Source organism: Pandoraea sp. XJJ-1, assembly GCF_026802345.1.
GTDB classification, from domain to species: Bacteria; Pseudomonadota; Gammaproteobacteria; order Burkholderiales; family Burkholderiaceae; genus Pandoraea; species Pandoraea cepalis.
Genome location: NZ_CP113827.1, coordinates 3,264,968 through 3,286,796 on the forward strand (window position 1 = coordinate 3,264,968; position 21,829 = coordinate 3,286,796).

Sequence of the window (21,829 nt, forward strand, 5' to 3'; positions counted from 1 at the left end):
GCGGCGAACGATGGCGTCATCGTTCTGGGCTTGCGTTACTTCTTCCTGTCCATGGCTAACTGTGACACTGACGATCGCGCCGTATCAAGACCCGCCGGCATCGCTGCGTGATCGAGCGGCCCGAGACGGTCCACTGACGGCAGGTGCCAGTCTGTATGTTGTTGCAACTGATGCGCGAGACGCAGCAGGGTGTCCTCGTGCCACGCGCGACCGATCAACTGAACCCCGGTCGGCAATCCGTTCTGCGTGCGCCCTGCCGGTACGGCAACCGCCGGCAGCCCCAGGTAGTTGATGCCACGTGTCCAGTAGGAGAAGTCGCCGAAGCGCCGTTCGATCTCGTCCGCATCGCCGTCGAGCGTCTCCGCAATGGTCGGCACCGCGTACGGCAACGTCGGCAGCAGCAGGGCTTGTGCGCCTGTCAGATAGCGCTCGACAAACGACTGCGTGTAGCCGGCTCGCAGGCGCAGCGCGTCGACGTAACGAGTGGCCGGATACAGGAGGCCACGCTCCAGCCGGCGCAAGACCTGCTCGCCATACTCGTCACGCCGCTCGCGCAGCCATTGACCGTGGATCGAGGCGGCTTCGGCGCCCAACACCAACGTGGCAAGCGCACCGGCTTCGCGCAGATCGGGCAGCGCGACTTTGCGAATGGTCGCGCCGCAGGCTTCGAGCGCTTGCGTCACCCGTGCAACGGCAGCACGGATTTCGTCGGAGATCGGTGCCGTGGTGTCGAACTCGGGCACCGCGACGACGTCGCGCTCGCTCAAGGGCTGCGCCAACGCGGTCGTGAAATCACGCGCTTGGCTGACGAGGCAATGGGGATCGTTGGCGTCCGGCCCCCAGACGGTTTCGAGCACCGCCGCCGCATCGGCCGCGGTACGCGCCAGCACGCCGACACAATCGAGGCTTGGCGACAGCGGCATCACGCCGTAGGTCGAGACCGCGTGCTGGGTCGGCTTGATGCCGGTGACGCCATTGACGGCGGCTGGGATCCGGACGGAGCCGCCGGTATCGGAGCCGAGCGCGGCGAACGCCAGACCGCGTGCGACGGCCACGCCGCTGCCGCTGGACGACCCGCCACTGACGTGCTCCGGCGACCAGGCGTTGCGGCCATGCCCGAGGTGCGCGTTGAAGCCTGTCGGGCTCATGGCGAACTCCGCCATGTGCAGGGCACCGAGATCGACCGCGCCTGCTGCATCGAGGCGCGCGAGCACGGTAGCCGTATGCAATGGTCGATTACCAGCGAGGATGCGGCTACCGCACTCGGTCAGCTCGCCGGCGCGGAAGAACATGTCCTTGTGCGCGAGGGTCGCCCCCAGCACGCGGCTGTTGGGCAGCGCGACGTCGTCACGGACCGCGTTGTCGACGGTGCGCGCCTGGTCGAGCGCTGCATCGCCACGCAGGCGCACGAAGCCGCCCGTCAGACCGGCGACACCCGCAGCGTCGAGCGCCAGGGCGGTTCGTTCAACGCAAGTGGCGTCGGACATCTCGCGGCCCGGCGCTGAGGCCGTTGCAGAGACCGGTGCATCAACATGCAGCGTGCGCATCGCATGTCTCCTGCTGGCGCAGCGTGGCGTCGAAGGCGTCGGGCGTCAGCCAGTCGAGCGCACGAGCTGCGCGGGCGACGGCGTCGGTGATGCCATGTGCGGCGTTGGCGAGTGCGACCGCATGCACTGGGCTCAGCGGCGCCGAGCCGAACTGATCGACCCAGCGCGCGGCGCTGGTCGCGTCGACCCGCCCGGATCCGTCGGTAGGGGGTGTGGAATGGCTTGCGGTCGGGCCGACGTCTCGGGGTTGACCGAGGGCGTCGGGTATCGGCATTGCATCGCCTTGCCGGATGTTGCCTTGCATCCTTGCCTCCATCGCCGTGCCATCACGGCGAGCCGTGCCGCGGGTGCCGAGCGTCTCGGCGCAGCCCGCGTGATGTCGATTGGAACGTACCGTGTGAGCCGCGCTGCCCGGCTCAGTCGCCGACGCCGTGGCCGCGTTTCGGAATCAGTGCGCTGCGTACGAATTCCATGACCTGCACGCCGTTCTGGTTAAACGCGCGGGTGTGCACGGTGACGATACCTTGCGTGGGACGCGAGCGCGATTCGCGCTTTTCCAGTACCTGCGATTCGGCGTAGAGCGTGTCGTTGCAGAACACCGGGGCGGTGAGCTTGATCTCTTTCCAACCGAGGTTGGCGATGGCCTTGCCGCTCACGTCGTTGACGGTCATGCCGAGGACGATGGCGACCGTCAGTCCGCTATTGACGAGCAGTTGGCCGAATTCGCTCTTGGCCGCGTGGGCGGCATCGCAATGCATCGGATGGAAGTTCATCGTCAGCAGCGAGAAGTGAATATTGTCGGCCTCGGTGATGGTGCGCCCGGGGCGGTGCTCATAGATATCGCCAACCTCGAACTCCTCGAGATAGCGCCCGTAGCTCGCACGAATGCGGCGCGTAGTCTCCGCCTGGGGTTGCAGTGCGTCCATGTCTCCCTCCTCCTGAATTCGATCGCTTGGTTGGGTTCACCGACTTTGTTCGGTGTTTATTACTTTGTACGGACAAAGTATTGGCGAAAGAAAAGCCGAAGTCAAGATGATGGGAAACCCTTAGAGGTGGGGGGAGTACAGCCGATCCAGCGGGTTGGCCGTCGCCTATCCGGTGGGGGTGCGGATTCAGCGCGCCCTTGATCGATCGTCCGTCGTGAGCGCGGCGAGAAAGCGTTCGGTCAGATCCAGTTGGCTGCCGGCGCGCGTCAACCGCAGAATCTGCGAGGAGAACGTGTTTCGCGCGAGCGGAATGAAGACGGCCCGCTGAGACCGGGTGCGCGCCAAGGCTTCCGGCACCAGGGCGACCCCCATCTGAAATTCAACCATTGTCACGACCGTTTGCCACAGCCTTGCTTCATGTCGGATCTGGGGACTGAACCCCGCCTCGACACAGGTGGCAATGATCTGGTCGTGGTAATGCGGAGACACCGTGCGCGGGAACAGGATGAACGGCTCGTCCGAGAGTTGACGCAAGTCGATGCGCCGCCGCTTCGCCAGCTTGTGATCGACGGGCAGGCAACAAAGCAGCGCCTCCGACATCCACACCTGCGTCTCGACTTCGGCCGGAAAGTGCCCCCAGTGGGCAAAGCCCAGGTCGATCTGCAACTGCTGCAACGCTCGCACCTGCTCCGCCGTGTTCATCTCCTTGAGCACGATCTCCACCGACGAATGCGCCGATTCGAACTGTTGCACGGCTTCGGGTAGCCCCCGGTAGAGCATCGAATTGACGAACCCAATGCGCAGGCGTCCCGCCAGCCCGTGCGCGGACTGCAGCGTGACCTTGGCCACGTCCTCCGCCTGCTCCAACAGCCGCCGGGCTTCGCCCAAGAGCACTTGCCCCGCATTGGTCAGCGCCACCGACTTGTTGCTGCGCTCGAGCAGCTTCACGCCGAGTTGTTCTTCGAAACGGCGAATGTCGAAACTCAAGGCGGGTTGCGAGATGAAGAGCCGACGCGCCGCCCGGCCGAAATGCAATTCCTCCGCGACTGCGACGAAGTATCTGAGTTGCCTCAGTTCCATGAAAGCGCTCCCCCTGATAACGATAAATAGATCTTATCGTACGTGCCATCAATTGTATTGGACGATTATCAGACTGAAACGTACGCTGGTCTCCAAGAAGGTACGGTGCCGAGGCACCGCACGATAATCCAGGAGACAGTGAATGCTCGAACTTCGGCAAACGCCCGAGACGTCTAACATCCCCGATAGCCGCGGCATCAATTTCTTCCTTAGCGACCCATCGTTCGGCGCGCTGCTCAAGAGCTACCTGGGCGAGACGGTGTTCCATGGGGTCGAGGACAGACTCGTCGCACTGGGACAACGCGCGTCTGACGAACTCGATGCATGGGCGACGACCGCCGACCACCATCCGCCCGCGCTTCGCCCGCGCACGCGCCGCGGCGAGGCGATCCAGCACATCGAGAAACACCCCGATTACGTCGCGCTCGAACGCGTGGCGTACAGCGAACTCGGCCTCGCCTCGATGAGTCATCGCAGCGACGCACCGCCGCCGCTCGTCAAGTACGCGCTCACGTTCCTGTTCGTCCAGGCCGAATTCGGCCTCTGCTGCCCGGTCAGCATGACCGATTCGCTCACGCGCACGCTGCGCAAGTTCGGGTCGAAGGCGCTCGTGGACCGCTATCTGCCGAGGCTCGTGTCGCAGGACTTCGACACGCTCTTCCAGGGCGCGATGTTCATGACGGAGCAGGCGGCAGGCTCCGATACCGGACGCACCGTGACGCGCGCGACCCGCGGCGTCGATGCCGACGGCAACGAGGTCTGGAAGCTGACCGGCGACAAGTGGTTCTGCTCGAACGCCGATGCCGATTTGGCCATGGTCCTCGCCCGTCCGGACGACGCGCCCGAAGGCATGAAGGGACTGGCGCTGTTCCTGCTCCCGAAGGTGCTTGAAGACGGCACGCGCAACCGCTATCAGATCGTTCGGCTGAAAGACAAACTCGGCAGCCGCTCGATGGCAAGCGGCGAAATCGTGCTCGACGGCGCCGAGGCCTATCTCATCGGCGAAGTCGGCCGCGGCTTCCAGCAGATGGCGGACATGATCAACATGTCGCGGCTGTCCAACGGCGTACGTGCGGCCGGCCTGATGCGCCGCGCCCTCACCGAAGCGCTTCATGTGGCGAGACATCGTTCGGCCTTCGGTCGAAAGCTCATCGAGATGCCGCTGATGCAGCGCCAGTTGCTGAAGATCATGTTGCCGGCGGAACAGGCACGATCGATGTTCATGCAAATTGCGACGCTCCTTCCCCGCGCTGACCGTGGCGAAGCGCTGGCGGCCAAATGCGTGCGCATCCTCACCCCGCTCGTGAAGCTGCGCGCATGCCGAGACGCTCGCAAGGCCACGGGCGATGCGATGGAAGTGCGTGGCGGCGTGGGCTATATCGAGGAGTGGGCCGACCCGCGACTCGTGCGCGACGCGCATCTGGGCTCCATCTGGGAGGGCACGAGCAACATCGTGGCGCTGGACGTGGCACGGGCCACGCGACGTGAAGGCGCGTTGGCATCGCTCGGCCAATATGTTCATACGCTGCTCGACGATACGGCATTGCCGCCGGCCACCGTCGCGTTGCTGCGCAACGTATTCGAGCGCGCCAGCGCCGCGCTCGACAGCGTGGCGGAGTGCGGCCGCGACGAGAACGTACGCGAGGCGGCAAGCGCCGTGTACAACGCGACCACGGCAGTGTTCATGGCGACGGAAGCGGCACGCCTCGCCCCCGACTTTCGCCGGCTTGCCCTTGCCCACCTCATCGTCGAACACAAGCTGCTGCCGCGCGACCCGCTCGCGCCGAGGGACGTCCGCGACGATGCATCGCTGCTTCGACAGTTGGTCGACGAGACGCCGGTCTCCCTCGACGCCGCGATGTCGCTCATGCCCACGCAGGAAGGCGGTGCGCGATGAGCGCCGCTCGTGTGACCGGCGCCCTTCAGGGACTTCGCGTCATCGACCTGAGCCGGGTGCTGGGCGGCCCGTACTGCACGCAGGCGCTCGCTGACCACGGCGCCCAAGTGATCAAGCTCGAACCCCCGGGCGGCGACGAAACGCGCGGCTGGGGCCCTCCCTTCGTTGGCGAGACGGCCTCGTATTTCGTGGGCGTCAACCGGAACAAACAAGGGATTTGCGTCGACCTGTCGCGCGAGGAAGGTCGCGAAGTGCTGTGGCAACTACTCGACGGCGCCGACGTGCTCGTGGAGAACTTCAAACCCGGCACGCTCGAGCGTTGGGGGATGGAATACGCCAGGCTCTCCGAGCGCTATCCGCGCTTGATTCACTGCGCGATCTCGGGCTTCGGGCCGGACGGCACCCTCGGCGGCCTGCCCGGCTACGACGCCGCCATTCAGGCGATGACGGGACTGATGAGCGTGAATGGCGAAAGTGAAGGACCCGCGCTGCGCGTCGGTCTTCCGGTGGTGGACATGGTCACCGGGCTCAATGCGCTGTCGGGCATTCTGCTGGCGCTCGCGGAACGCGAAAAGAGCGGTCGAGGTCAGTCGCTCGATATTGCGCTATACGACTGTGCCGTCTCGTTGCTGCATCCGCACTTGCCCAACTACTTCGGCAACGGCCGCACGCCGCAACGCAGCGGCAATGCGCATCCGAACATCACGCCGTACGACAGCTACCGAACCGCGACTGAGCCCATCTTTCTCGCTGTCGGCAACGACCGACAATTCGCGAAGCTGGTGTCGCATCTGAACGCGCCGGAACTCGCCGAAGACGCGCGTTTCGTGGATAACCGCAGTCGTTGCGAACATCGCCGCGAGCTGAAGGAAATCCTGGAAACGCTTCTGCAAGCCCATGCATGCGAGCCGCTCGCGGCCGAGCTGATTCGTGGCGGCGTGCCGTGCGGGCCGGTGCAAACCGTCGATGCCGTCGCCCGGCACCCGCATACGCGCCACCGCCAACTGATCGTCGAAATCGGCGCGTACCGCGGCACCGGCACCCCGATCAAGCTCTCGCGAACGCCAGCGACGTATCGCACGCCCCCGCCCACCCTCGGCGGCGATACCCGCGCCGTGCTTGACGCGCTCGGTGTCGACGCAACAACGCAGCAGCGGTTGTTCGACGCCGGGGTGCTCAAAGGCTGAACGCGCTCCCGCCCCCTCAGAAACAAGCATTCGAAACAAGCCGGCGATCGAGACCGGCCATCCTTACCTGGAGACATTTCATGCAGAACCACGCTCAGGGCAGCCCGGCGCGTCAGCCGGGCCGTGCCGCCTTCGCCGCTTTCGTCGGCACCACCATCGAATGGTATGACTTCTATATCTATGCGATGGCGTCGGCGCTCATTTTCAACAAGCTTTTTTTCCCGCAAGGCGATCCGTTCTACGCCACGCTGGCATCGTTCGGCACGTTTGCGGTCGGGTTCTTCGCGCGTCCGTTCGGGGGCTTGATCTTTGGCCACATCGGCGACCGGATCGGCCGAAAGAAAGCCTTGGTCGCCACGCTGGCGATCATGGGGATCGGCACGGTCGGCATCGGTTTCCTGCCGACTTATGCGAGCGCCGGGGTACTGGCGCCCACGCTCCTCGTCGTGCTGCGCATCGCCCAGGGCATTGCGATCGGCGGCGAATGGGGCGGCGCGGTGCTGATGGCGGGCGAGCATGCGCCGCAACGCAAGCGCACCTTCCTTGCGTCATTCGCTCAGCTCGGCAGCCCCGCCGGATTGATTCTTGCGCTGCTCGCTTTCAAGACAGTGGGACATCTTCCGCGCGAAACGCTGATGGGCTGGGGCTGGCGCCTGCCCTTCCTGGCCAGCGCGGTACTGCTCGTCATTGGCGTATTCATCCGCGCGAGCGTATCGGAATCCCCGGAGTTCACGGCAGCCATCGAACGGGAGAAGCCTGCGCGCCTTCCCATCGTCGACGTACTGCGCAATGCATGGGGCACCGTCCTGCTGTGCCTGGGCGCGAACGTGATCGGCGTGGCCGGCGCATGGTTCCTCAACACATTCATGCTCAGCTTCACCACCCAGACGCTTGGCTTGAGTCGCGAGATGATCCTGGACTGCCTGTTCGTGGTGGCATTCGTTCACTTCTTCAACCAGCTCTTTTCCGGGTGGATCGCGCAGCGCGTCGGGCCGGTCAAGTTTCTTGCGTGGGCCGCCGGGCTCGCGATGCTGTCGCCATATCCCATGTTCGCCCTGGTGTCGACGGGTCGGCCTGTGGCCATCGTCATCGGCATCGGGATTGCGGTGGTGTGCATGTCGGGTTCGTATGCCGTGATGGCTGGGCTCATGACCGATGCGTTTGACGTACGCTATCGCTACTCCGCGATTTCACTGTCGTACCAGTGCTGCGCGGCGATCGCCGGCGGTCTGACGCCATTGATCGGCACCGTGCTGGCCCACGCGTGGCCGGGGCAGTGGTGGCCGCTGGCTCTGTTCTATAGCGCCCTTGCCGCCGTGTCGCTGGTTTGCCTCATCGGGCTGCAATGGAAGAAGTCCGTCTATCGCGCACCGGCGTCGGTGGCGGTGCCCGAATAAGCCCTCGGCAGCTTCGGGCGGCAACGTCGGTCGGTGTGACGATCGGCGTTGCCGCGACACGACGCTCAGTCGTAAGCTCTCGCATCCTCGACCCACGTCCCATCCACCGGCAGTGTTCCGGCGGTGACGAAATCGACGTCCCCGCGCAGTCGCGTCACGTCGCGCAACGTTTGCTGCACCCGTGCGGCCAAGCCTTCCGGCGGCGCAGTGTTCGTCTCGCAAATCAGGCGCATCCGATCCTCTCCGACACGCCCCTCCACCCTTAGCCTCAGGCGCACCAACTCTGGATAGCGCTTGGCAATTTCGCCAATCTGCCCGGGATGAACGAACATGCCGCGCACCTTCACCGTCTGGTCGGCGCGTCCGAGCCAGCCCTTGAGCCGCATATTGGTGCGCCCGCAAGGGCTGATCCCCGCCTCCACGGCAGACAAATCCCCCGTCGCAAACCGAATCAGCGGATAGTCCGGATTGAAATTCGTGACAACCACTTCGCCAATTTCGCCCTCGGGCACCGGCTTCGTGCCCCCTGGCTCCACCAACTCGACGAGCACGCTTTCGTCAACGATCAACCCCGCCTGCGCGTCGCTCTCGAACGCAATCAATCCTAAATCCGCCGTGCCATACGACTGCCGCGCCGTCACGCCACGCGCACGGAACCACTCACGCAACGAAGGCGGCAGCGCCTCGCCGGACACCGTAGCGCGTCGAATACTGCCGACATCCGCACCGACCGATTCGCTCTTCTCCATCAGGATCTTCAGGAATGACGGCGTGCCTGCATAGGCGACCGGTCGCAAATGACGAATCGCCTCGAGCTGCAATTCGGTCTGCCCGACGCCCGCAGGAAATACGCAGCAGCCCAACCGCGCCGCGCCGGTCTCGATCATCATCCCGGCCGGCGTGAAGTGATACGAGTAGGTGTTGTAGACCAGATCACCGGCGCGCAGTCCCGCCGCAAACATCGCGCGCGCAAACCGCCACCAGTCGCTGCCGCGCCCGTCCGGCTCATAGATCGGCCCGGGCGATTGATAGACGTGCGCCAGGGCGCCGACAGGCGTGGCATTCAAGCCCCCCAGCGGCGGATGACGCACCTGGAACGCCGTCAGGTCGGACTTGCGCGTCACCGGCAGACCCGCCAGTGCATGGCGCGAACCGATCTCTCGCGCGTCCACCGCCCCGAGCGCTTGAGCAAAATACGCCGCGTGCGCCTGAGCGTGTCCGACCTGCGTCGGCAACGCCGCCAACAGCGCCTTTTCGCGAACCTCCGGCGCACGGGTTTCCAGTTTGTCGAAGTAATCGTTCATAGTGACGGAAATACGTTGAGGATTAACGATCGGTGCACAATCGTCCACACGGGCAAGCGCGAGCGCTCGAGCGCTCACGCAATCCAGCGCTTGCGTCGTCGATAACTCTTGACGTTGCGGAAGCTCCCCGCACTGTTGTCCCCGTCCTTGGCGATGCCAAGATAGAACTCCTTGACGTCCTCGTTATCGCGCAGCGATGCCGCGTCGCCGTCCATCACCACACGCCCGTTCTCAAGGATGTAACCGTAGTCCGCATAGCGCAGCGCCACCATCGTGTTCTGCTCTGCCAGCAGAAAACTGACGTTCTCGCGCTGATTCAAATCACGCACGATCGCAAAGATCTCTTCGACGACCTGCGGTGCAAGCCCCATCGACGGCTCATCGAGCAGCACCATCGACGGCTGCGCCATCATCGCGCGCCCGATCGCGCACATTTGCTGTTCGCCCCCCGAGGTGTAGCCCGCCTGTGATTTGCGTCGCGTCTTCAAGCGCGGGAAATAGGCGTAGATGCGCTCCAGCGCATGTTGTTGTGCGCTACGCGACGCGTGACGCACATAGCCGCCCGTCAGCAGGTTTTCTTCAATGGTCAGGTGCGCGAAGCAATGACGTCCCTCCATTACCTGGATCACGCCCCGTGTGACGAGGCCGTTCGGCGTAAGCTTCTCGACGCGCTCGCCGCGATAGTCGATCGTGCCTTTCGTCACTTCGCCGCGCTCGGCCTGCAGCAGATTCGAAATCGCCTTGAGCGTCGTACTCTTGCCAGCCCCATTGGCCCCGAGCAATGCAACGATCTTGCCCTCGGGCACCGTCAGCGACACGCCCTTGAGCACGAGAATGACGTGGTCGTAGATGACTTCGATATTGTTGACGCTCAAACTCGCTTCCATGCATGACTCCAGGATCGATGCGACGGTAGGTCGTCGACCGTCGTCCGCACTGCGCTTCGCCGTGCGGACGACGGCGTCGATCACATCTTGTAGCAGGCGGGTGTCATTCCCTTCTCTTTCGCATACTGCTTGGCCGACGCTTCGAACAACGGGTGAATCAGACGCCGATTGCCCTCGATCCAGTCGGATACCATCACCCACTTGGCCCCATCCCATTGCTGGATGCGCACCTTGCCTGAGCCCTCGTGGTCCTCACAGCTCGTCTTGATGTCGGGCAGCAGCCCCGTGGCGCCCAGGGTCTTCAGGCGGGCCGCGTCGATATTCAGATTCTCGAGCGCCCAACGCACCTGCTCCGGCGTCATGACCCGGCCCTTGCCGAACTTATTCTGAGCGGTATTGAGCGCCTCGACCGTAGCGACCGCCGCAGACACGCCGCGGTTGTAGAGCACGGAGCCAACCTTCGACGAATCTTGCAGATTGCCCTTGCCTGCGCCATAGACCACCTTCTCGATGTCGGCGATCAGCGGCACCTGCTTGCCCGCCACGTTCCAGGTCGCGCTCATGTACCCCTTGGCCGCCGGGCCCGCCGGAATCGTGTCTTCCTCGGAGCCGGCCCACCAGCTACCGACGATCCTGTCGCGCGGATAACCGACCTTTTGCGCTGCCTTGAGTGCGGTCTGGTTCATCACGCCCCAGCCCCAGAACACGACGTAGTCGGGGTTTTCCTGACGAATTCGCAACCATTGCGCGCCCTGCTCGTTCCCCGGATGCGCCACCGGAATCTCGATCAGGTTGAACTTGTGGATCTTCGATTCGGCCTGCAAGGCGACAATCGGCTCCTTGCCATACGCCGAGTCGTGATACAGGTAGACGATCTTCTTCCCGTTCAGCGAGCCATGGTTCTTGTCGGCCAGGAACTTGATAATGGCCGACGCTTGCATCTGGTACGTCGTGACCAGCGGGAACGCCCACGGGAATACCGAGCCATCCACCGCATCGGTACGGCCGTAGCCCATCATCACGAGCGGCACCTTGTCCGTCGCCGTCTTGTCGATCAGCGCGTACGAAATGCCCGTCGCCATCACGTGGTACGCCGTGCCCTTGGTGACCGGGTTCTTTCCCTTGAGACGCTCGTAGCACTCCACGCCCTTGGCGTTGTTGTACTCGGTCTCGCACTCCTCCCATGTCAACTTCACGCCGTTGACACCGCCATGCTTGAGATTCACGTATTGCAGATAGTCGATAAAGCCGCCATAGAAGGACTGACCGTTCGCCCCATACGGGCCGACCCGGTAGTCGGCAAGTGCGATGAACTGATCGTTCGACTGCGCAAACGACGCGCCGGCGCCCCCCATGCCAAGCACGAGCGCCATGCCTAACGATGCCGTCAATTGTTTCGTGTTCATGCTGTGTCTCCGTCTGTGGTTTTTTTCATGGCAAACGCTGCTGCGGTACCGCACGACGCACCGTGCGCCACCGTGTCCAACCTCAATGCGGGAAGGGCCAGATGCGCAACTTCTCCTTGACAATTTGCCAAAGCCGCGCCAGCCCATGCGGCTCGACAATCAGGAAGAAGATGATGAGCCCGCCAAACACCATCAACTGAATGTGCGAAACGGTCGCATTCGTGAACGGCAAGTGCATAAGCGTGGCCATCGCTGGCAACGCGCTATCGAGCAGAATCGGCAACAGCAGGATGAATGCAGCGCCCAGAAAGCTCCCCAGAACGCTGCCAACGCCGCCGATAATGATCATGAACAGGATGCGAAAGGACAGATCCAGTGAGAAGCCGTCCGGCTCGACGGAACCGAGGTAACAGTAGGCATACAGCGCGCCAGCCACACCGCAATAGAAGGAGCTGACCGCGAAGGCAAGCAATTTGACGCGCATCAGCGGAATACCGATCACCTCGGCAGCGACGTCCATGTCGCGTACCGCCATCCACGCGCGACCGATGTGCGATCGCACCAGGTTCTTCGCCACGAGCGCCATCACCGTGACGACGCCGAGCACGAACAGGTATTTGCGTACCGGCGTGTCAACGTCGACGCCGAGCATCGAGATCTTCTGCGCGGTGATCACCCCGGACGAACTGTGGTTCGAGAGCCATGGAAATTTCGTCAGCACCCAGAGCACAAAGAACTGGGCCGCCAGCGTGGCGACCGCCAGGTAGAAGCCCTTGATGCGAAGCGATGGCAAGCCGAACGCCACGCCCACAATTGCGGCGCAAACGCCACCCAGCGTGAACGAAGCAAGAATAGGCATGCCCTCGATGCGCAACTGGAAGTTGTACGACGCGTAGGCGCCCACCGCCATGAACGCCGCCGTTCCCAGAGACAACTGCCCCGCATAGCCTGTCAGGATGTTGAGGCCCAACGCCGCGAGCGAGAACACGAGAAACGGCACGAAAATCGCCGTAAGCCAGTATTCGGAGGCGACCCACGGCAGCACGCCGAACGCGACGGCAAGCAAAGCGCAGACGGCGAACCGATCCTGGCGGATCGGAAAGATCTGGCTATCGGCTTCGTAAGAGGTCTTGAACTGCCCGGCTTCGCGATAGAACATGGATGGCCTCTGCGGTAAATGCTTGTACGTTCGTTTGGAGTTGACAGCCGTCGGCTCAGACCCGATCGATATGCCGCTCGCCAAACAGTCCTTCCGGGCGAACCAGCAGGAACAGCAGCGCAAAGACATAAGGGAACCAGCCCTCGATGCCCCCGAAATTCCCACTGAACTGACTTTCCAGCAGTTGCGGCACGTAGATCTCCGCGAGCTTTTCCGCCGCGCCGATGATCAATCCCCCGACAATCGCCCCCGGAATCGACGTGAAGCCACCCAGGATCAGCACCGGCAGCGCCTTGAGCGCGGTCATCGTCAGCGCGAACTGCACGCCGTTGCGCGATCCCCAGAGCATGCCGGCAACGAGCGCAACGAACCCGGAGACGCTCCACACCACGACCCAGATGCGTTGCAATGGAATACCCAGCGAGAGCGCCGCCTGGTGATCGTCGGCCACGGCACGAAGCGCGCGGCCGATGCGCGTGGCCTTGAAGAACAACGCCAGCAACGCCACCAGCACGGCGGCAATGCCGGCCGCGGCCAGATCGAAGCGGCTCACGAGCACGCCCGTCGAGTCCAGGATCGATGCGATGGGCTCGTCGACGATGCCCAGCGACAGCGGGCGCACCTCATTGCCCCACAACAAAGGCGCGAGGCCTTCGAGGAAGAACGACAGCCCGATCGTCGCCATGAACAACGTGATAGGCGACTGGTTCACCAGCTTTCGCAGCACGAAGCGCTCCGTCGCCAGGCTCATCAACACCATGACGCCGAATGCGCCAATCGCGGCCAGCCACAGCGGCAAGCCGTGCTCCATCAGGCCGACCACCGACAGCGCCGCAAAATACACCATCGCGCCCTGGGCAAAGTTGAACACGCCAGATGCCTTGAAGATCAGCACGAAGCCGAGCGCGACGAGGGAATACATCACCCCGGAGAGCAGCCCGCCGATCAGGATTTCCATAAAGAACTGCATCGATGTCTCCCAGTTGCCAACGCGTTGCCGGCAATCGCTTATCGCCTGGCCGTCATGCGGCGGCGGGCATTCCGTGCGCTACCCCCAGATAGGCACGTATGACTTCGGGGTCCGCCCTGACTTCAGCGGGAGTTCCGTCACCGATCTTCTTGCCATAATCGAGCACCACGACCCGATCGGAGATATCCATCACTACGCCCATGTCGTGTTCGATCAACACAATCGTCGTGCCGAACGCTTCGTTGACGTCCAGGATGAAGCGGCACATGTCGCGCTTCTCTTCGAGATTCATGCCGGCCATCGGCTCGTCGAGCAACAGCAGCCCCGGTTCGGCGGCAAGCGCGCGCGCCAACTCGACACGCTTTTGCAGACCGTAAGGCAGACGTCCGACCGGCGTCTTCCGGATGTGCTGAATTTCGAGAAAGTCGATGATCTCTTCGACCTTGACGCGATTCGCCATTTCCTCTTGCCGCGCCCGGCCCCACCAGAGCGCGCTGGCCAGCAGGCCCGAGCGCATTCGGGTGTTACGGCCCGTCATGATGTTGTCGAGCACCGTCATGCCCTTGAACAGCGCGATGTTCTGAAACGTGCGCGCCACGCCCTGGCGCGCGGCCGACGTCGGATGCATTCGCTGTCGCAACTGCCCACGGAAGACAATCGCGCCCTGCTGCGGGTGGTAGACGCCGTTGATCACGTTGAGCATGGAACTTTTGCCCGCGCCATTGGGGCCGATGATCGCGCGGATCTCGTGCTCGCGAACGTCGAACGAGATATCCGTCAATGCCTTCACGCCGCCAAACGACAGGCTGATGTGCTGCAAATCGAGCAGAACGTCGCCAAATGTCCGGATGTCGTGCATGCCTTCTCCCGCTAAGTGCCTGGCTGAGTGCCAATGTTGAGGTCGGTGCGCTGGTCGATGCGACGCTCAAGCGGCGCAGCGCAATGCCGCAGGCGCAGGGTCGTCTGTCGATTCGCGCGCACCGATCACACGCGCCGGATGTATCGTGAGCGTGGCACTCACGCTGCCTTCGCGTCCGTCCTCGAACCTCACGCGCGTTTCGATGAATTGCACCGTCTTGCCAGAATAGAAGGCATCGACCAGCACCTCGTATTTCTGCGCGATGAACGTGCGGCGCACTTTGCGCGTGCGCGTCAGTTCGTCGTCATCCGGGTCCAGCTCCTTGTGCAGAATGACGAAGCGCTGAACCTGCGCGGCGGAAAAGGCGCGCTCCTTGGCGAGATCCGCATTCACAGTCTCCACGCAACCCAGAATCAGTTCGGCGACGCGCGGATGGCAGGCCAGGTCCACATATCCGGCGTAGGCGAGGTTCTGCCGCTCCGCCCAGTTCCCCACGGCATCCATGTCGATGTTGATGAAGGCACACACCCCGTCGCGACCGTCGCCGAATGCCACCGCCTCCTTGATGTACGCGAAGAACTTGAGCTTGTTCTCGATGAACTTCGGCGCGAACAACGACCCACAGGCCAGTTTGCCGACATCCTTGGCCCGATCGATGATGCGCAGATGACCATCGGCATCGATGATGCCGGCGTCGCCCGTGCGGAAATAGCCAGCCTCGTCGAGGGCTTCGCACGTGGCATCGGGCCGCTTGTAGTACGCCTTGAGCAAGCCCACCCCGCGCACCAGCACTTCGCCGTTGTCGGCGATCTTGATGTCCATCCCGGGCGCGACCGGCCCCACGCTGTCGAATCGCACCTCTCGATCCGGTTGCAGGCAGACATATGCGCACGTCTCCGTCTGCCCGTAGAACTGCTTCAGATTGATACCGATTGCGCGATAGAACCGAAACAGATCCGGACCAATCGCCTCGCCAGCGGTGTATGCCGTGCGAATCCGGCTCATGCCGAGCGTGTTGCGCAGCGGGCCGTACACACAAAGATTCCCGAGTGCGTACTGGACCCGATCGAGCCACGACACCGCACGACCGTCGAGCACCGCCGCGCCGCACCGGTTCGCCACGTTCATGAAGTGCGCGAACATCACGCGCTTGACCCGACTCGCATCTTCCATGCGAATCATCACTTGCGTGAGCACGTTCTCGTAGACGCGAGGCGGCGCAAAGTAATAGGTGGGCCCGATCTCGCGCATATCGGTGGCGATGGTTTCGGGCGACTCCGGACAGTTGACGGTGAATCCCGCCACCAGCGCCTGCGCGTAAGAAAACAGATGATCGCCCACCCAAGCCATCGGCAGGTACGACAGCACTTCGTCGCCGGGGCCGAGGCGATCGAATGCACTTCCGTGAAACGCTGCGCCAATCAGCCCCGCGTGCGAATGGCATACGCCCTTGGGCTTGCCCGTCGTGCCGGAGGTATAGAGGATGGTCGCCGTATCGTCGGGCTCGCCGCCGGCCACGGCATCGTCAAAGTAGCGCGGGTGCCTGGCGTCGAACTCGCGCCCCTGCTCGATGGCCGACACGTATGACTGCAGTCCCGCGGCATCGTAGCCCCGCAGGCCTCGCGAATCTTCGTAAATGATGTGGGATAGCCTCGGCACCTGGGCGCGCAGCGCCAACAGCTTGTCGACCTGCTCCTGATCTTCGACGATGGCGAAATCGATTTCGGCCTCGTCGAGCACATGCGTCATTTCCGCTGCCACGGCGTCCTGATAGAGCGGCACGGCGACGCCGCCGAGCGCTTGCGCGGCCGTCATTGCCCAGTACAGGCGAACGCGGTTATTACCGACAATGGCGAGGTTATCTCCGCGCTTGAAGCCCGCGGCGGCCAGCGCGCACGCCAGCATCCGGACTTCTTGCGCGGCGGCGTGCCAGGTCCAGCATTGCCAGATCCCCAGATCTTTTTCCCGATATGCCGTGCGGGTGCCGCGTGTGGCCGCGTGGGCCAACAACAAACGCGGGAAAGTGGTCCGCTCCTGCATGCCTGTCTCCTGTGTCTCGCCACGATTCGACTTGTGTCGAGGGGCGTGGCGTGGCTCGGTCGGCGCGCGTGCGTGTGGCACGCTCCCTACAGCTAGCAACGTCTCTGACGGACGTCATTTTTAGTGGCACTTCGTCATTCACGATGGCTTGTGATCGTCGGCACCATGGAGCGGCGACGACTATCCCTGGCGACAGGCAGCTTCTATACTTGCACTTCGGCGTCGTGCACGAATCGCCGTGAAGACTTGTCGCGCCGCTCTCAGGCAAGGCGACGATACCTCATGGATCACGACGGATTTGTCACCCGGATGACAATCAAGGGAAAGTCCCTATATGTCGCTCGAAACCCTGTTGCAACGCAGCGTATGGGCGCAAGGACTAACGCCCGCGCAACGCGAACGTGTCGTGGCCGAGATTCAGGTGCGGCCGGTCGAGAGCGGTGGCTATGTGTGCCGCAAGGGAGACCCGTCGCACGCCTGGTTTGGCGTCATCGACGGACTGGTGAAGATCGCGACGGCATCGGCCAGCGGGAAGTCCGTCACGTTCACGGGCGTGCCTGCGGGGGCATGGTTCGGGGAAGGGTCGGTGCTCAAGCGCGAGAACCGTAAATACGATGTGATGGCACTGCGCGATTCCGTCCTTGCCCATATGCCGATTGCCACGTTCGACTGGTTGCTCGACACGAGCATTCCCTTCAATCGCTTTCTCACGCTTCAGCTCAATGAGCGGCTGGGTCAGTTCATCGCGGCGGTCGAGCACGAACGATTACTCGACACCGACGCGCGCGTTGCGCGCTCCCTGTCGTCGATGTTCAACCCGACGCTCTATCCGTCCGACGACACCACCGTACAGATTTCACAGGAAGAGCTGAGCTATCTCGCCGGCGTTTCACGGCAGCGCGTCAACCTGGCGCTCAAGGTGCTGGAGCAGGCCAAGCTCGTCAAGGTCGACTACGGCGTGTTGACGATCCTCGACCTCGAAGGGCTACGCGAATTCGGGATGTAAGCGGCGCCGACATGGCATCACGGCGCCGCGCATCGCACACTGACGAAGAAGAAGAAGCCCGCTCACATTCGCGGACCCTCCATTCTTACACCTTAAGATTGCTCCGATTACTTGGCAGCGGCGATCACGGCAATCTCGACGAGCAGATCGGGGGCTGCCAGACGCGCCTCTACCGTAGCACGCGTCGGGGTATTACCCGGGCTCGTCCACGCATCCCACACGGCGTTCATGCCGGCGAAGTCGGCCTCGATGTCCTTCACCCAGACCTGCGCCGAGAGCAGACGCGACTTGTCGATGCCGGCGTCCTTCAGATAGCCATCGATCTTTGCGAGCACTTGTTGCGTCTGCCCAGTGATGTCCTGACTGCGATCGTCTGCCGTCTGGCCGCCGATGTAGACCGTCCCGTTATGCACCACGACACGGCTCATCCGTGCGTTCGTGTGATGGCGTTGAATATCGCTCATTAACCACATCTCCAAGAGAATCAAAAAAGTAGCGGGTGGGAGGCGCGAGTCCCCTCACCTACTTGGGAAAGTCTGCACGTTCGCTCAGGGCGTCGGCGCCGCCGACCGCGGTGGCCAACTCGCCCAACGTCACCGGCTTGATCGGAGGACGGATGCGATAGTACCCGACCTCCGGCACCGCACAGCCCTGGGATTGCGCCAGCAGTTCGGCCACGGTCAAGCCGCAGAACCGGCCTTGACATGGCCCCATGCCGCAACGCGAAAAACTTTTCGTCTGATTCGGACCGACACAACCCAAGCCCGCCATGCGCCGCACGTCGCCCGCCGTCACCTCCTCGCAGCGGCACACGAGGGTGCTGTCGTCGGCCGGTATGCGAAACGCCTCGGCCGGCCGGTACAGCGCATCGAGGAACGGGCGGATCGCCGTATGTGCCGCCAGCTCACGGCGCAGCGACAGCGCGCGCGAGTCGCGCTTCGCAGCGTCGAGCTTGCCGAGCTTCACCGCGGCCTGCACGGCAGCGAGTCGTCCGGACGGTTCGGCGGCAAGCGCACCGGCGATACCCGCACCATCCCCCGCGACGAAAATGCCCGGCAGGCTCGTCTCGCCCCAGGCGTCCGTCTTCGGATGCCAACACAGTTGCGCGTCGTCCCACGCATGCTCGCACCCGATCGAGCGCGTGACCTGCGTGTTCGGAATCACCCCTTGATGCAGCAACACCAGCGACGTGTCGATGCGCTCGGTACGCCCGCCCACGACATACTCGATGCCCTCGGCGTGCGTGGTTCCCAGCACGCGCAGCGCTTCGACATGTTTGACGTGCCGCACGCCCGCCGCACGAATGGCCCGCAGCAGCTTGAAGCCCTTCATCAGATACGACGGCGCGCGCAACGCCCCGCCCGCGTGACGCAACGCCTCGCGGCGCCCGCTTGCCTCGGCCGTGTCGAGAATGGCGCGTACCGGCACGCCGGCATTGATGAGCTGCCAGGCAAACAGATAGAGCAATGGGCCGCAGCCGGCGAGCACCGCCGGGGAGTCGGGCACCAGCGCCGACGCCTTGAGCAACGTTTGCGCCGCCCCCACGCCCATTACGCCGGGCAACGTCCAGCCGGGAATCGGGAACGGTCGTTCTTGCGCGCCGCCAGCGAGCACGATGGCGCCGGCCTCGATCTGCAGCGTTCCGCCGCCCGCGCCCTGGCGCGTGACCGACACGCGTCTGTCGGCGCCGATCTGCCACGCGAGCGTCTGCGGCCAATAGGCGATGCCGGCCGACGTAAAGGCATCGACGAGCCCACGCCCACGAAGATAGTCCGGCCCGAGCACGCCCGGGTCGGCCAGCGGCGAGCGGCTCACGCTGCGATAAATCTGTCCGCCGGGCAACCCGTTCTCATCGACGACGAGCGGCTCGAGCCCATGACGCTTCGCTTCGAGCGCCGCCGCCAATCCCGCAGGCCCAGCCCCGACGACCAACAAATCCACGACTTTCGTGCTCATGCCACACTCCTCGCACCGTTCATTCGACGCACCTGCATGCCTTCGCGCACCGGTGTCATGCACCCCTGCCGGTTGGGCACGCCGTCGATCTCGACGAGACAATCGAAGCACACGCCCATCATGCAGAACGGCGCGCGATCGCTGCCGGTGACCGGTGTGGTCCGACACGCTGTCACGCCCACGAAGAGCAGCGCGGCCGCCACATTCATGTCGCTCGGCACGTCGGCCGGCGTGCCCTCGATAAATACTTTCACCGTCGCGCCATCCTTGCGCGCCAGCGACTTAAGCAGCGAAACGTTTGGCATAGAAATGATCCAGTAGCGCAGGACGCGGCGCGCCGAGAATCCACGGCGCGAGGGTTTCACAATGCGCAGCGGCAAGCGTCACGCCGCTGTGACAGGTCGCGAGGAACGCGCCCGGACAGGCCTCGGAGGCCTCGTAGATCGGCAGACCGTCGTCCGTCATCACCCGCAACGCCCCCCACGCGCGCACCACGCGCACGTTCTTGAGCAGCGGGAACGGTGCAATACCGCGCCGGGCGATATCGGCGAGCACGTCGGGCGTCACACCGTCGTTGAAGCCGACGTCTTCGGCCGAGTCGCCGAGCATGACCGAGCCCTCGACGGTCTGACGCACGTAGATGGTCGGATAGTCGAGAAACGGCTTGACGCGCTCGGTCACAATGATCTGGCCGCGCAACGGTTTGACTGGCGCGCGTAGACCCACCATCGGCGCGAGATCGCGATTGCCCAGACCGGCCGCAAGCACGACGCGGCCGGCTTCCAGCGACACGTCGCCCATGCTCACGCGAAACGCGCTGCCCGTCTGACGAATATCGGTCACACGCAGGTTCGGTGCATACTCGCCGCCCGCCTGCTCGAACGCGGCGAATAGTGCGCGCAGCGTATAAAGCGGGCTGACGTGACCGTCGTTCGGAGAATAGATGGCACCCACCACGTCGGGGCCGATGGCCGGCAGACGCTCGGCAAGCGCCTTGTGATCGAGCACTTCGTACCGGAGGGTCGGTTCGGCCTCCTGCAGCTTGCGCATGTTCTCGACCTTGCTCGCCAGCTCCTCCGGCGTCTGGGCGATGTTGAACCCGCCGGGACGTTGAAAGCCGATGGAAACGCCGGTGCGTGCGAAGAGCTCGTCAGCCAGGTTCTGCCACAGGTTGGCGGAGTGCAGCGACCAGCGGGCGTAGTCCGTGCACGTACCGCCTTTGCCCTGCACCCAGACCAGTCCGAAGTTGCCGCGTGCGGCTCGCAGCGAGTTGTCTTCGCCATCGCACACGACGACGCGTTGCCCGCGCTTGGCAAGCCCGTAGGCAATCGCCATGCCGACCAGGCCGCCGCCGATGACGGCGATATCGTAGGTTTTTTGCATGATTTAGTGATTTCCGATCAGAACCTTGTTCAGCCCGTAGACGCGATCGAGGATCAGCATCACCGCCAACGTCAGCCCGATGAGCAGCGTGGAGATGGCGGCCACACTCGGGTCCACTGTCTCGCTCATGTTCATGTAGATGCGCACCGGCAAGGTGATCGTGGTGGGCGCCGTCACGAAGATCGTGGCCGTCAGTTCGTCGAAACTGTTGATGAAAGCGAGCACCCATCCGCCCGCCAGCCCCGGCAGGATCGCCGGTAGCGTGATGCGGCGGAACGTCGTCCAGCGTCCGGCGCCGAGCGAGCGCGCCGCACGTTCGCTTTCGTCGGCCTGCCCCACGAGCGCCGCCATGATCAGGCGCAGCGCATACGGGAAGATCAGCAGCGCGTGGCAAGCGACGAGGCTCACGAACGAGCCGCCCATGTTCATCAACGTGAACAGCCGCAGGAACGCAATGCCGAGCACCACCGGCGGAATCATCAGCGGCGAGAGCAGGAACGAGTTGATCGCGGCGCGCCCCGGAAAGCGGTAGCGCGCCAGCCCCATCGCCGCCGGCACTGCCAACACCGTCGACACGGTGGCCGACGTCACCCCCAGCCACAGACTCGTGCGCAGCGCCGATAGAAAGTCTTCATCGTTCATGAGCGACGCGAACCAGCGCAACGAAAAGTGCCGCGTCGGAATGGACAGGAAGTCGTCCGGCGTGAAGGCGACCAGACACACCACGACCAGCGGCGCGAGGATGAAGACGAGAAACACGACGTGAAACGCGATCGCCCCCACGCCATTGCGGTCGTACCGAGAGTCTTGTTGATTCATCTGCAT

Annotated in this window: 20 protein-coding genes; 4 read left to right on the forward strand and 16 right to left on the reverse strand. The window is 63.7% G+C overall.

From position 1 onward, the window contains the following. Positions 1 to 35: 35 nt before the first annotated feature. The 4 genes from OYT13_RS14955 to OYT13_RS14970 all read right to left on the reverse strand — a co-directional run bounded on the left by OYT13_RS14955 (position 36) and on the right by OYT13_RS14970 (position 3,553). The gene (locus OYT13_RS14955; protein WP_268566501.1) at positions 36 to 1,547 is read right to left on the reverse strand and encodes an amidase; all 1,512 of its coding nucleotides are present in this window, start codon (positions 1,545 to 1,547) and stop codon (positions 36 to 38) included. Next, the gene (locus OYT13_RS14960; RefSeq protein WP_017233434.1) at positions 1,528 to 1,851 is read right to left on the reverse strand and encodes a hypothetical protein; all 324 of its coding nucleotides are present in this window, start codon (positions 1,849 to 1,851) and stop codon (positions 1,528 to 1,530) included. The genes OYT13_RS14955 and OYT13_RS14960 overlap by 20 nt, the downstream gene beginning before the upstream one ends. Positions 1,852 to 1,963: 112 nt before the next feature. After that, positions 1,964 to 2,473, reverse strand: coding sequence for a MaoC family dehydratase (locus OYT13_RS14965; RefSeq protein ID WP_150564050.1), 510 nt, complete (start codon positions 2,471 to 2,473; stop codon positions 1,964 to 1,966). 186 nt (positions 2,474 to 2,659) lie between these two features. After that, positions 2,660 to 3,553 (reverse strand): LysR family transcriptional regulator, encoded by an 894-nt coding sequence (locus tag OYT13_RS14970; protein WP_017233432.1) that lies wholly within the window; start codon positions 3,551 to 3,553, stop codon positions 2,660 to 2,662. 142 nt (positions 3,554 to 3,695) lie between these two features. On the opposite strand from OYT13_RS14970, the gene OYT13_RS14975 reads away from it, so the two are divergent. The 3 genes from OYT13_RS14975 (at position 3,696) to OYT13_RS14985 (ending at position 8,034) form a co-directional block, all read left to right on the forward strand. Continuing rightward, entirely contained in the window at positions 3,696 to 5,450 is a 1,755-nt protein-coding gene (locus tag OYT13_RS14975; RefSeq protein ID WP_268566502.1) for an acyl-CoA dehydrogenase family protein, read from the forward strand. Continuing rightward, positions 5,447 to 6,637, forward strand: a complete 1,191-nt coding sequence (locus OYT13_RS14980) for a CaiB/BaiF CoA transferase family protein (RefSeq protein ID WP_261938347.1) — start codon at positions 5,447 to 5,449, stop codon at positions 6,635 to 6,637. Before OYT13_RS14975 ends, OYT13_RS14980 begins: the two co-directional genes overlap by 4 nt. 80 nt (positions 6,638 to 6,717) lie before the next feature. Continuing rightward, positions 6,718 to 8,034, forward strand: coding sequence for an MFS transporter (locus tag OYT13_RS14985; RefSeq protein ID WP_261938346.1), 1,317 nt, complete (start codon positions 6,718 to 6,720; stop codon positions 8,032 to 8,034). A 65-nt stretch (positions 8,035 to 8,099) separates the two neighbouring features. On the opposite strand, the gene OYT13_RS14990 is transcribed toward OYT13_RS14985, so the two are convergent. The 7 genes from OYT13_RS14990 to OYT13_RS15020 all read right to left on the reverse strand — a co-directional run bounded on the left by OYT13_RS14990 (position 8,100) and on the right by OYT13_RS15020 (position 16,659). Further along, positions 8,100 to 9,338, reverse strand: a complete 1,239-nt coding sequence (locus OYT13_RS14990; RefSeq protein ID WP_017233428.1) for a phenylacetate--CoA ligase family protein — start codon at positions 9,336 to 9,338, stop codon at positions 8,100 to 8,102. Positions 9,339 to 9,412: 74 nt separating this feature from the next. Next, complete coding sequence (locus OYT13_RS14995) at positions 9,413 to 10,225, reverse strand: ABC transporter ATP-binding protein (protein ID WP_017233427.1); 813 nt, start codon at positions 10,223 to 10,225, stop codon at positions 9,413 to 9,415. A gap of 80 nt (positions 10,226 to 10,305) precedes the next feature. Next, positions 10,306 to 11,598, reverse strand: coding sequence for an ABC transporter substrate-binding protein (locus OYT13_RS15000; protein WP_051060141.1), 1,293 nt, complete (start codon positions 11,596 to 11,598; stop codon positions 10,306 to 10,308). A 115-nt stretch (positions 11,599 to 11,713) separates the two neighbouring features. Continuing rightward, positions 11,714 to 12,790 carry a branched-chain amino acid ABC transporter permease gene (locus OYT13_RS15005; protein ID WP_268566503.1) on the reverse strand — a complete coding sequence of 359 codons (1,077 nt, stop codon included), beginning with the start codon at positions 12,788 to 12,790 and terminating at the stop codon, positions 11,714 to 11,716. 55 nt (positions 12,791 to 12,845) lie between these two features. Beyond that, positions 12,846 to 13,760: a branched-chain amino acid ABC transporter permease gene (locus OYT13_RS15010; RefSeq protein ID WP_017233424.1), complete on the reverse strand. Its 915-nt coding sequence runs from the start codon at positions 13,758 to 13,760 to the stop codon at positions 12,846 to 12,848. A gap of 52 nt (positions 13,761 to 13,812) precedes the next feature. Then, positions 13,813 to 14,619 carry an ABC transporter ATP-binding protein gene (locus tag OYT13_RS15015; RefSeq protein WP_017233423.1) on the reverse strand — a complete coding sequence of 269 codons (807 nt, stop codon included), beginning with the start codon at positions 14,617 to 14,619 and terminating at the stop codon, positions 13,813 to 13,815. A gap of 66 nt (positions 14,620 to 14,685) precedes the next feature. After that, complete coding sequence (locus tag OYT13_RS15020; protein WP_261938345.1) at positions 14,686 to 16,659, reverse strand: AMP-dependent synthetase/ligase; 1,974 nt, start codon at positions 16,657 to 16,659, stop codon at positions 14,686 to 14,688. Positions 16,660 to 16,993: 334 nt separating this feature from the next. On the opposite strand from OYT13_RS15020, the gene panV reads away from it, so the two are divergent. Further along, entirely contained in the window at positions 16,994 to 17,665 is a 672-nt protein-coding gene (panV, locus tag OYT13_RS15025) for a pandorabactin biosynthesis transcriptional regulator PanV (protein ID WP_017233421.1), read from the forward strand. 107 nt (positions 17,666 to 17,772) lie between these two features. On the opposite strand, the gene OYT13_RS15030 is transcribed toward panV, so the two are convergent. The 5 genes from OYT13_RS15030 to OYT13_RS15050 are packed head-to-tail and all read right to left on the reverse strand — an operon-like array spanning position 17,773 to position 21,829. Beyond that, entirely contained in the window at positions 17,773 to 18,129 is a 357-nt protein-coding gene (locus tag OYT13_RS15030) for a RidA family protein (RefSeq protein WP_017233420.1), read from the reverse strand. Positions 18,130 to 18,187: 58 nt separating this feature from the next. After that, positions 18,188 to 19,621 carry an FAD/NAD(P)-dependent oxidoreductase gene (locus tag OYT13_RS15035; RefSeq protein ID WP_261938344.1) on the reverse strand — a complete coding sequence of 478 codons (1,434 nt, stop codon included), beginning with the start codon at positions 19,619 to 19,621 and terminating at the stop codon, positions 18,188 to 18,190. Further along, positions 19,618 to 19,926, reverse strand: a complete 309-nt coding sequence (locus OYT13_RS15040; protein WP_017233418.1) for a (2Fe-2S)-binding protein — start codon at positions 19,924 to 19,926, stop codon at positions 19,618 to 19,620. The genes OYT13_RS15035 and OYT13_RS15040 overlap by 4 nt, the downstream gene beginning before the upstream one ends. After that, positions 19,904 to 21,007 carry an NAD(P)/FAD-dependent oxidoreductase gene (locus tag OYT13_RS15045; RefSeq protein ID WP_369751573.1) on the reverse strand — a complete coding sequence of 368 codons (1,104 nt, stop codon included), beginning with the start codon at positions 21,005 to 21,007 and terminating at the stop codon, positions 19,904 to 19,906. Before OYT13_RS15045 ends, OYT13_RS15040 begins: the two co-directional genes overlap by 23 nt. Further along, a complete protein-coding gene (locus tag OYT13_RS15050) occupies positions 21,008 to 21,829 on the reverse strand; it encodes an ABC transporter permease (RefSeq protein ID WP_017233416.1) in 822 nt (273 codons plus the stop codon).

Coding starts and splice junctions, on each gene's coding strand:
- OYT13_RS15000 (WP_051060141.1), bottom strand. CDS start 11,598: ATGGCGCTCGTGCTTGGCATGGGGGGCGCCGGCGCGTCGTTTGCGCAG.
- OYT13_RS14995 (WP_017233427.1), bottom strand. CDS start 10,225: ATGGAAGCGAGTTTGAGCGTCAACAATATCGAAGTCATCTACGACCAC.
- OYT13_RS15035 (WP_261938344.1), bottom strand. CDS start 19,621: ATGAGCACGAAAGTCGTGGATTTGTTGGTCGTCGGGGCTGGGCCTGCG.
- OYT13_RS14955 (WP_268566501.1), bottom strand. CDS start 1,547: ATGCGCACGCTGCATGTTGATGCACCGGTCTCTGCAACGGCCTCAGCG.
- OYT13_RS15015 (WP_017233423.1), bottom strand. CDS start 14,619: ATGCACGACATCCGGACATTTGGCGACGTTCTGCTCGATTTGCAGCAC.
- OYT13_RS15005 (WP_268566503.1), bottom strand. CDS start 12,790: ATGTTCTATCGCGAAGCCGGGCAGTTCAAGACCTCTTACGAAGCCGAT.
- OYT13_RS14965 (WP_150564050.1), bottom strand. CDS start 2,473: ATGGACGCACTGCAACCCCAGGCGGAGACTACGCGCCGCATTCGTGCG.
- OYT13_RS14985 (WP_261938346.1), top strand. CDS start 6,718: ATGCAGAACCACGCTCAGGGCAGCCCGGCGCGTCAGCCGGGCCGTGCC.
- panV (WP_017233421.1), top strand. CDS start 16,994: ATGTCGCTCGAAACCCTGTTGCAACGCAGCGTATGGGCGCAAGGACTA.
- OYT13_RS14990 (WP_017233428.1), bottom strand. CDS start 9,338: ATGAACGATTACTTCGACAAACTGGAAACCCGTGCGCCGGAGGTTCGC.
- OYT13_RS14960 (WP_017233434.1), bottom strand. CDS start 1,851: ATGCAAGGCAACATCCGGCAAGGCGATGCAATGCCGATACCCGACGCC.
- OYT13_RS14970 (WP_017233432.1), bottom strand. CDS start 3,553: ATGGAACTGAGGCAACTCAGATACTTCGTCGCAGTCGCGGAGGAATTG.
- OYT13_RS14975 (WP_268566502.1), top strand. CDS start 3,696: ATGCTCGAACTTCGGCAAACGCCCGAGACGTCTAACATCCCCGATAGC.
- OYT13_RS15010 (WP_017233424.1), bottom strand. CDS start 13,760: ATGCAGTTCTTTATGGAAATCCTGATCGGCGGGCTGCTCTCCGGGGTG.
- OYT13_RS14980 (WP_261938347.1), top strand. CDS start 5,447: ATGAGCGCCGCTCGTGTGACCGGCGCCCTTCAGGGACTTCGCGTCATC.
- OYT13_RS15050 (WP_017233416.1), bottom strand. CDS start 21,829: ATGCAGATGAATCAACAAGACTCTCGGTACGACCGCAATGGCGTGGGG.
- OYT13_RS15040 (WP_017233418.1), bottom strand. CDS start 19,926: ATGCCAAACGTTTCGCTGCTTAAGTCGCTGGCGCGCAAGGATGGCGCG.
- OYT13_RS15030 (WP_017233420.1), bottom strand. CDS start 18,129: ATGAGCGATATTCAACGCCATCACACGAACGCACGGATGAGCCGTGTC.
- OYT13_RS15020 (WP_261938345.1), bottom strand. CDS start 16,659: ATGCAGGAGCGGACCACTTTCCCGCGTTTGTTGTTGGCCCACGCGGCC.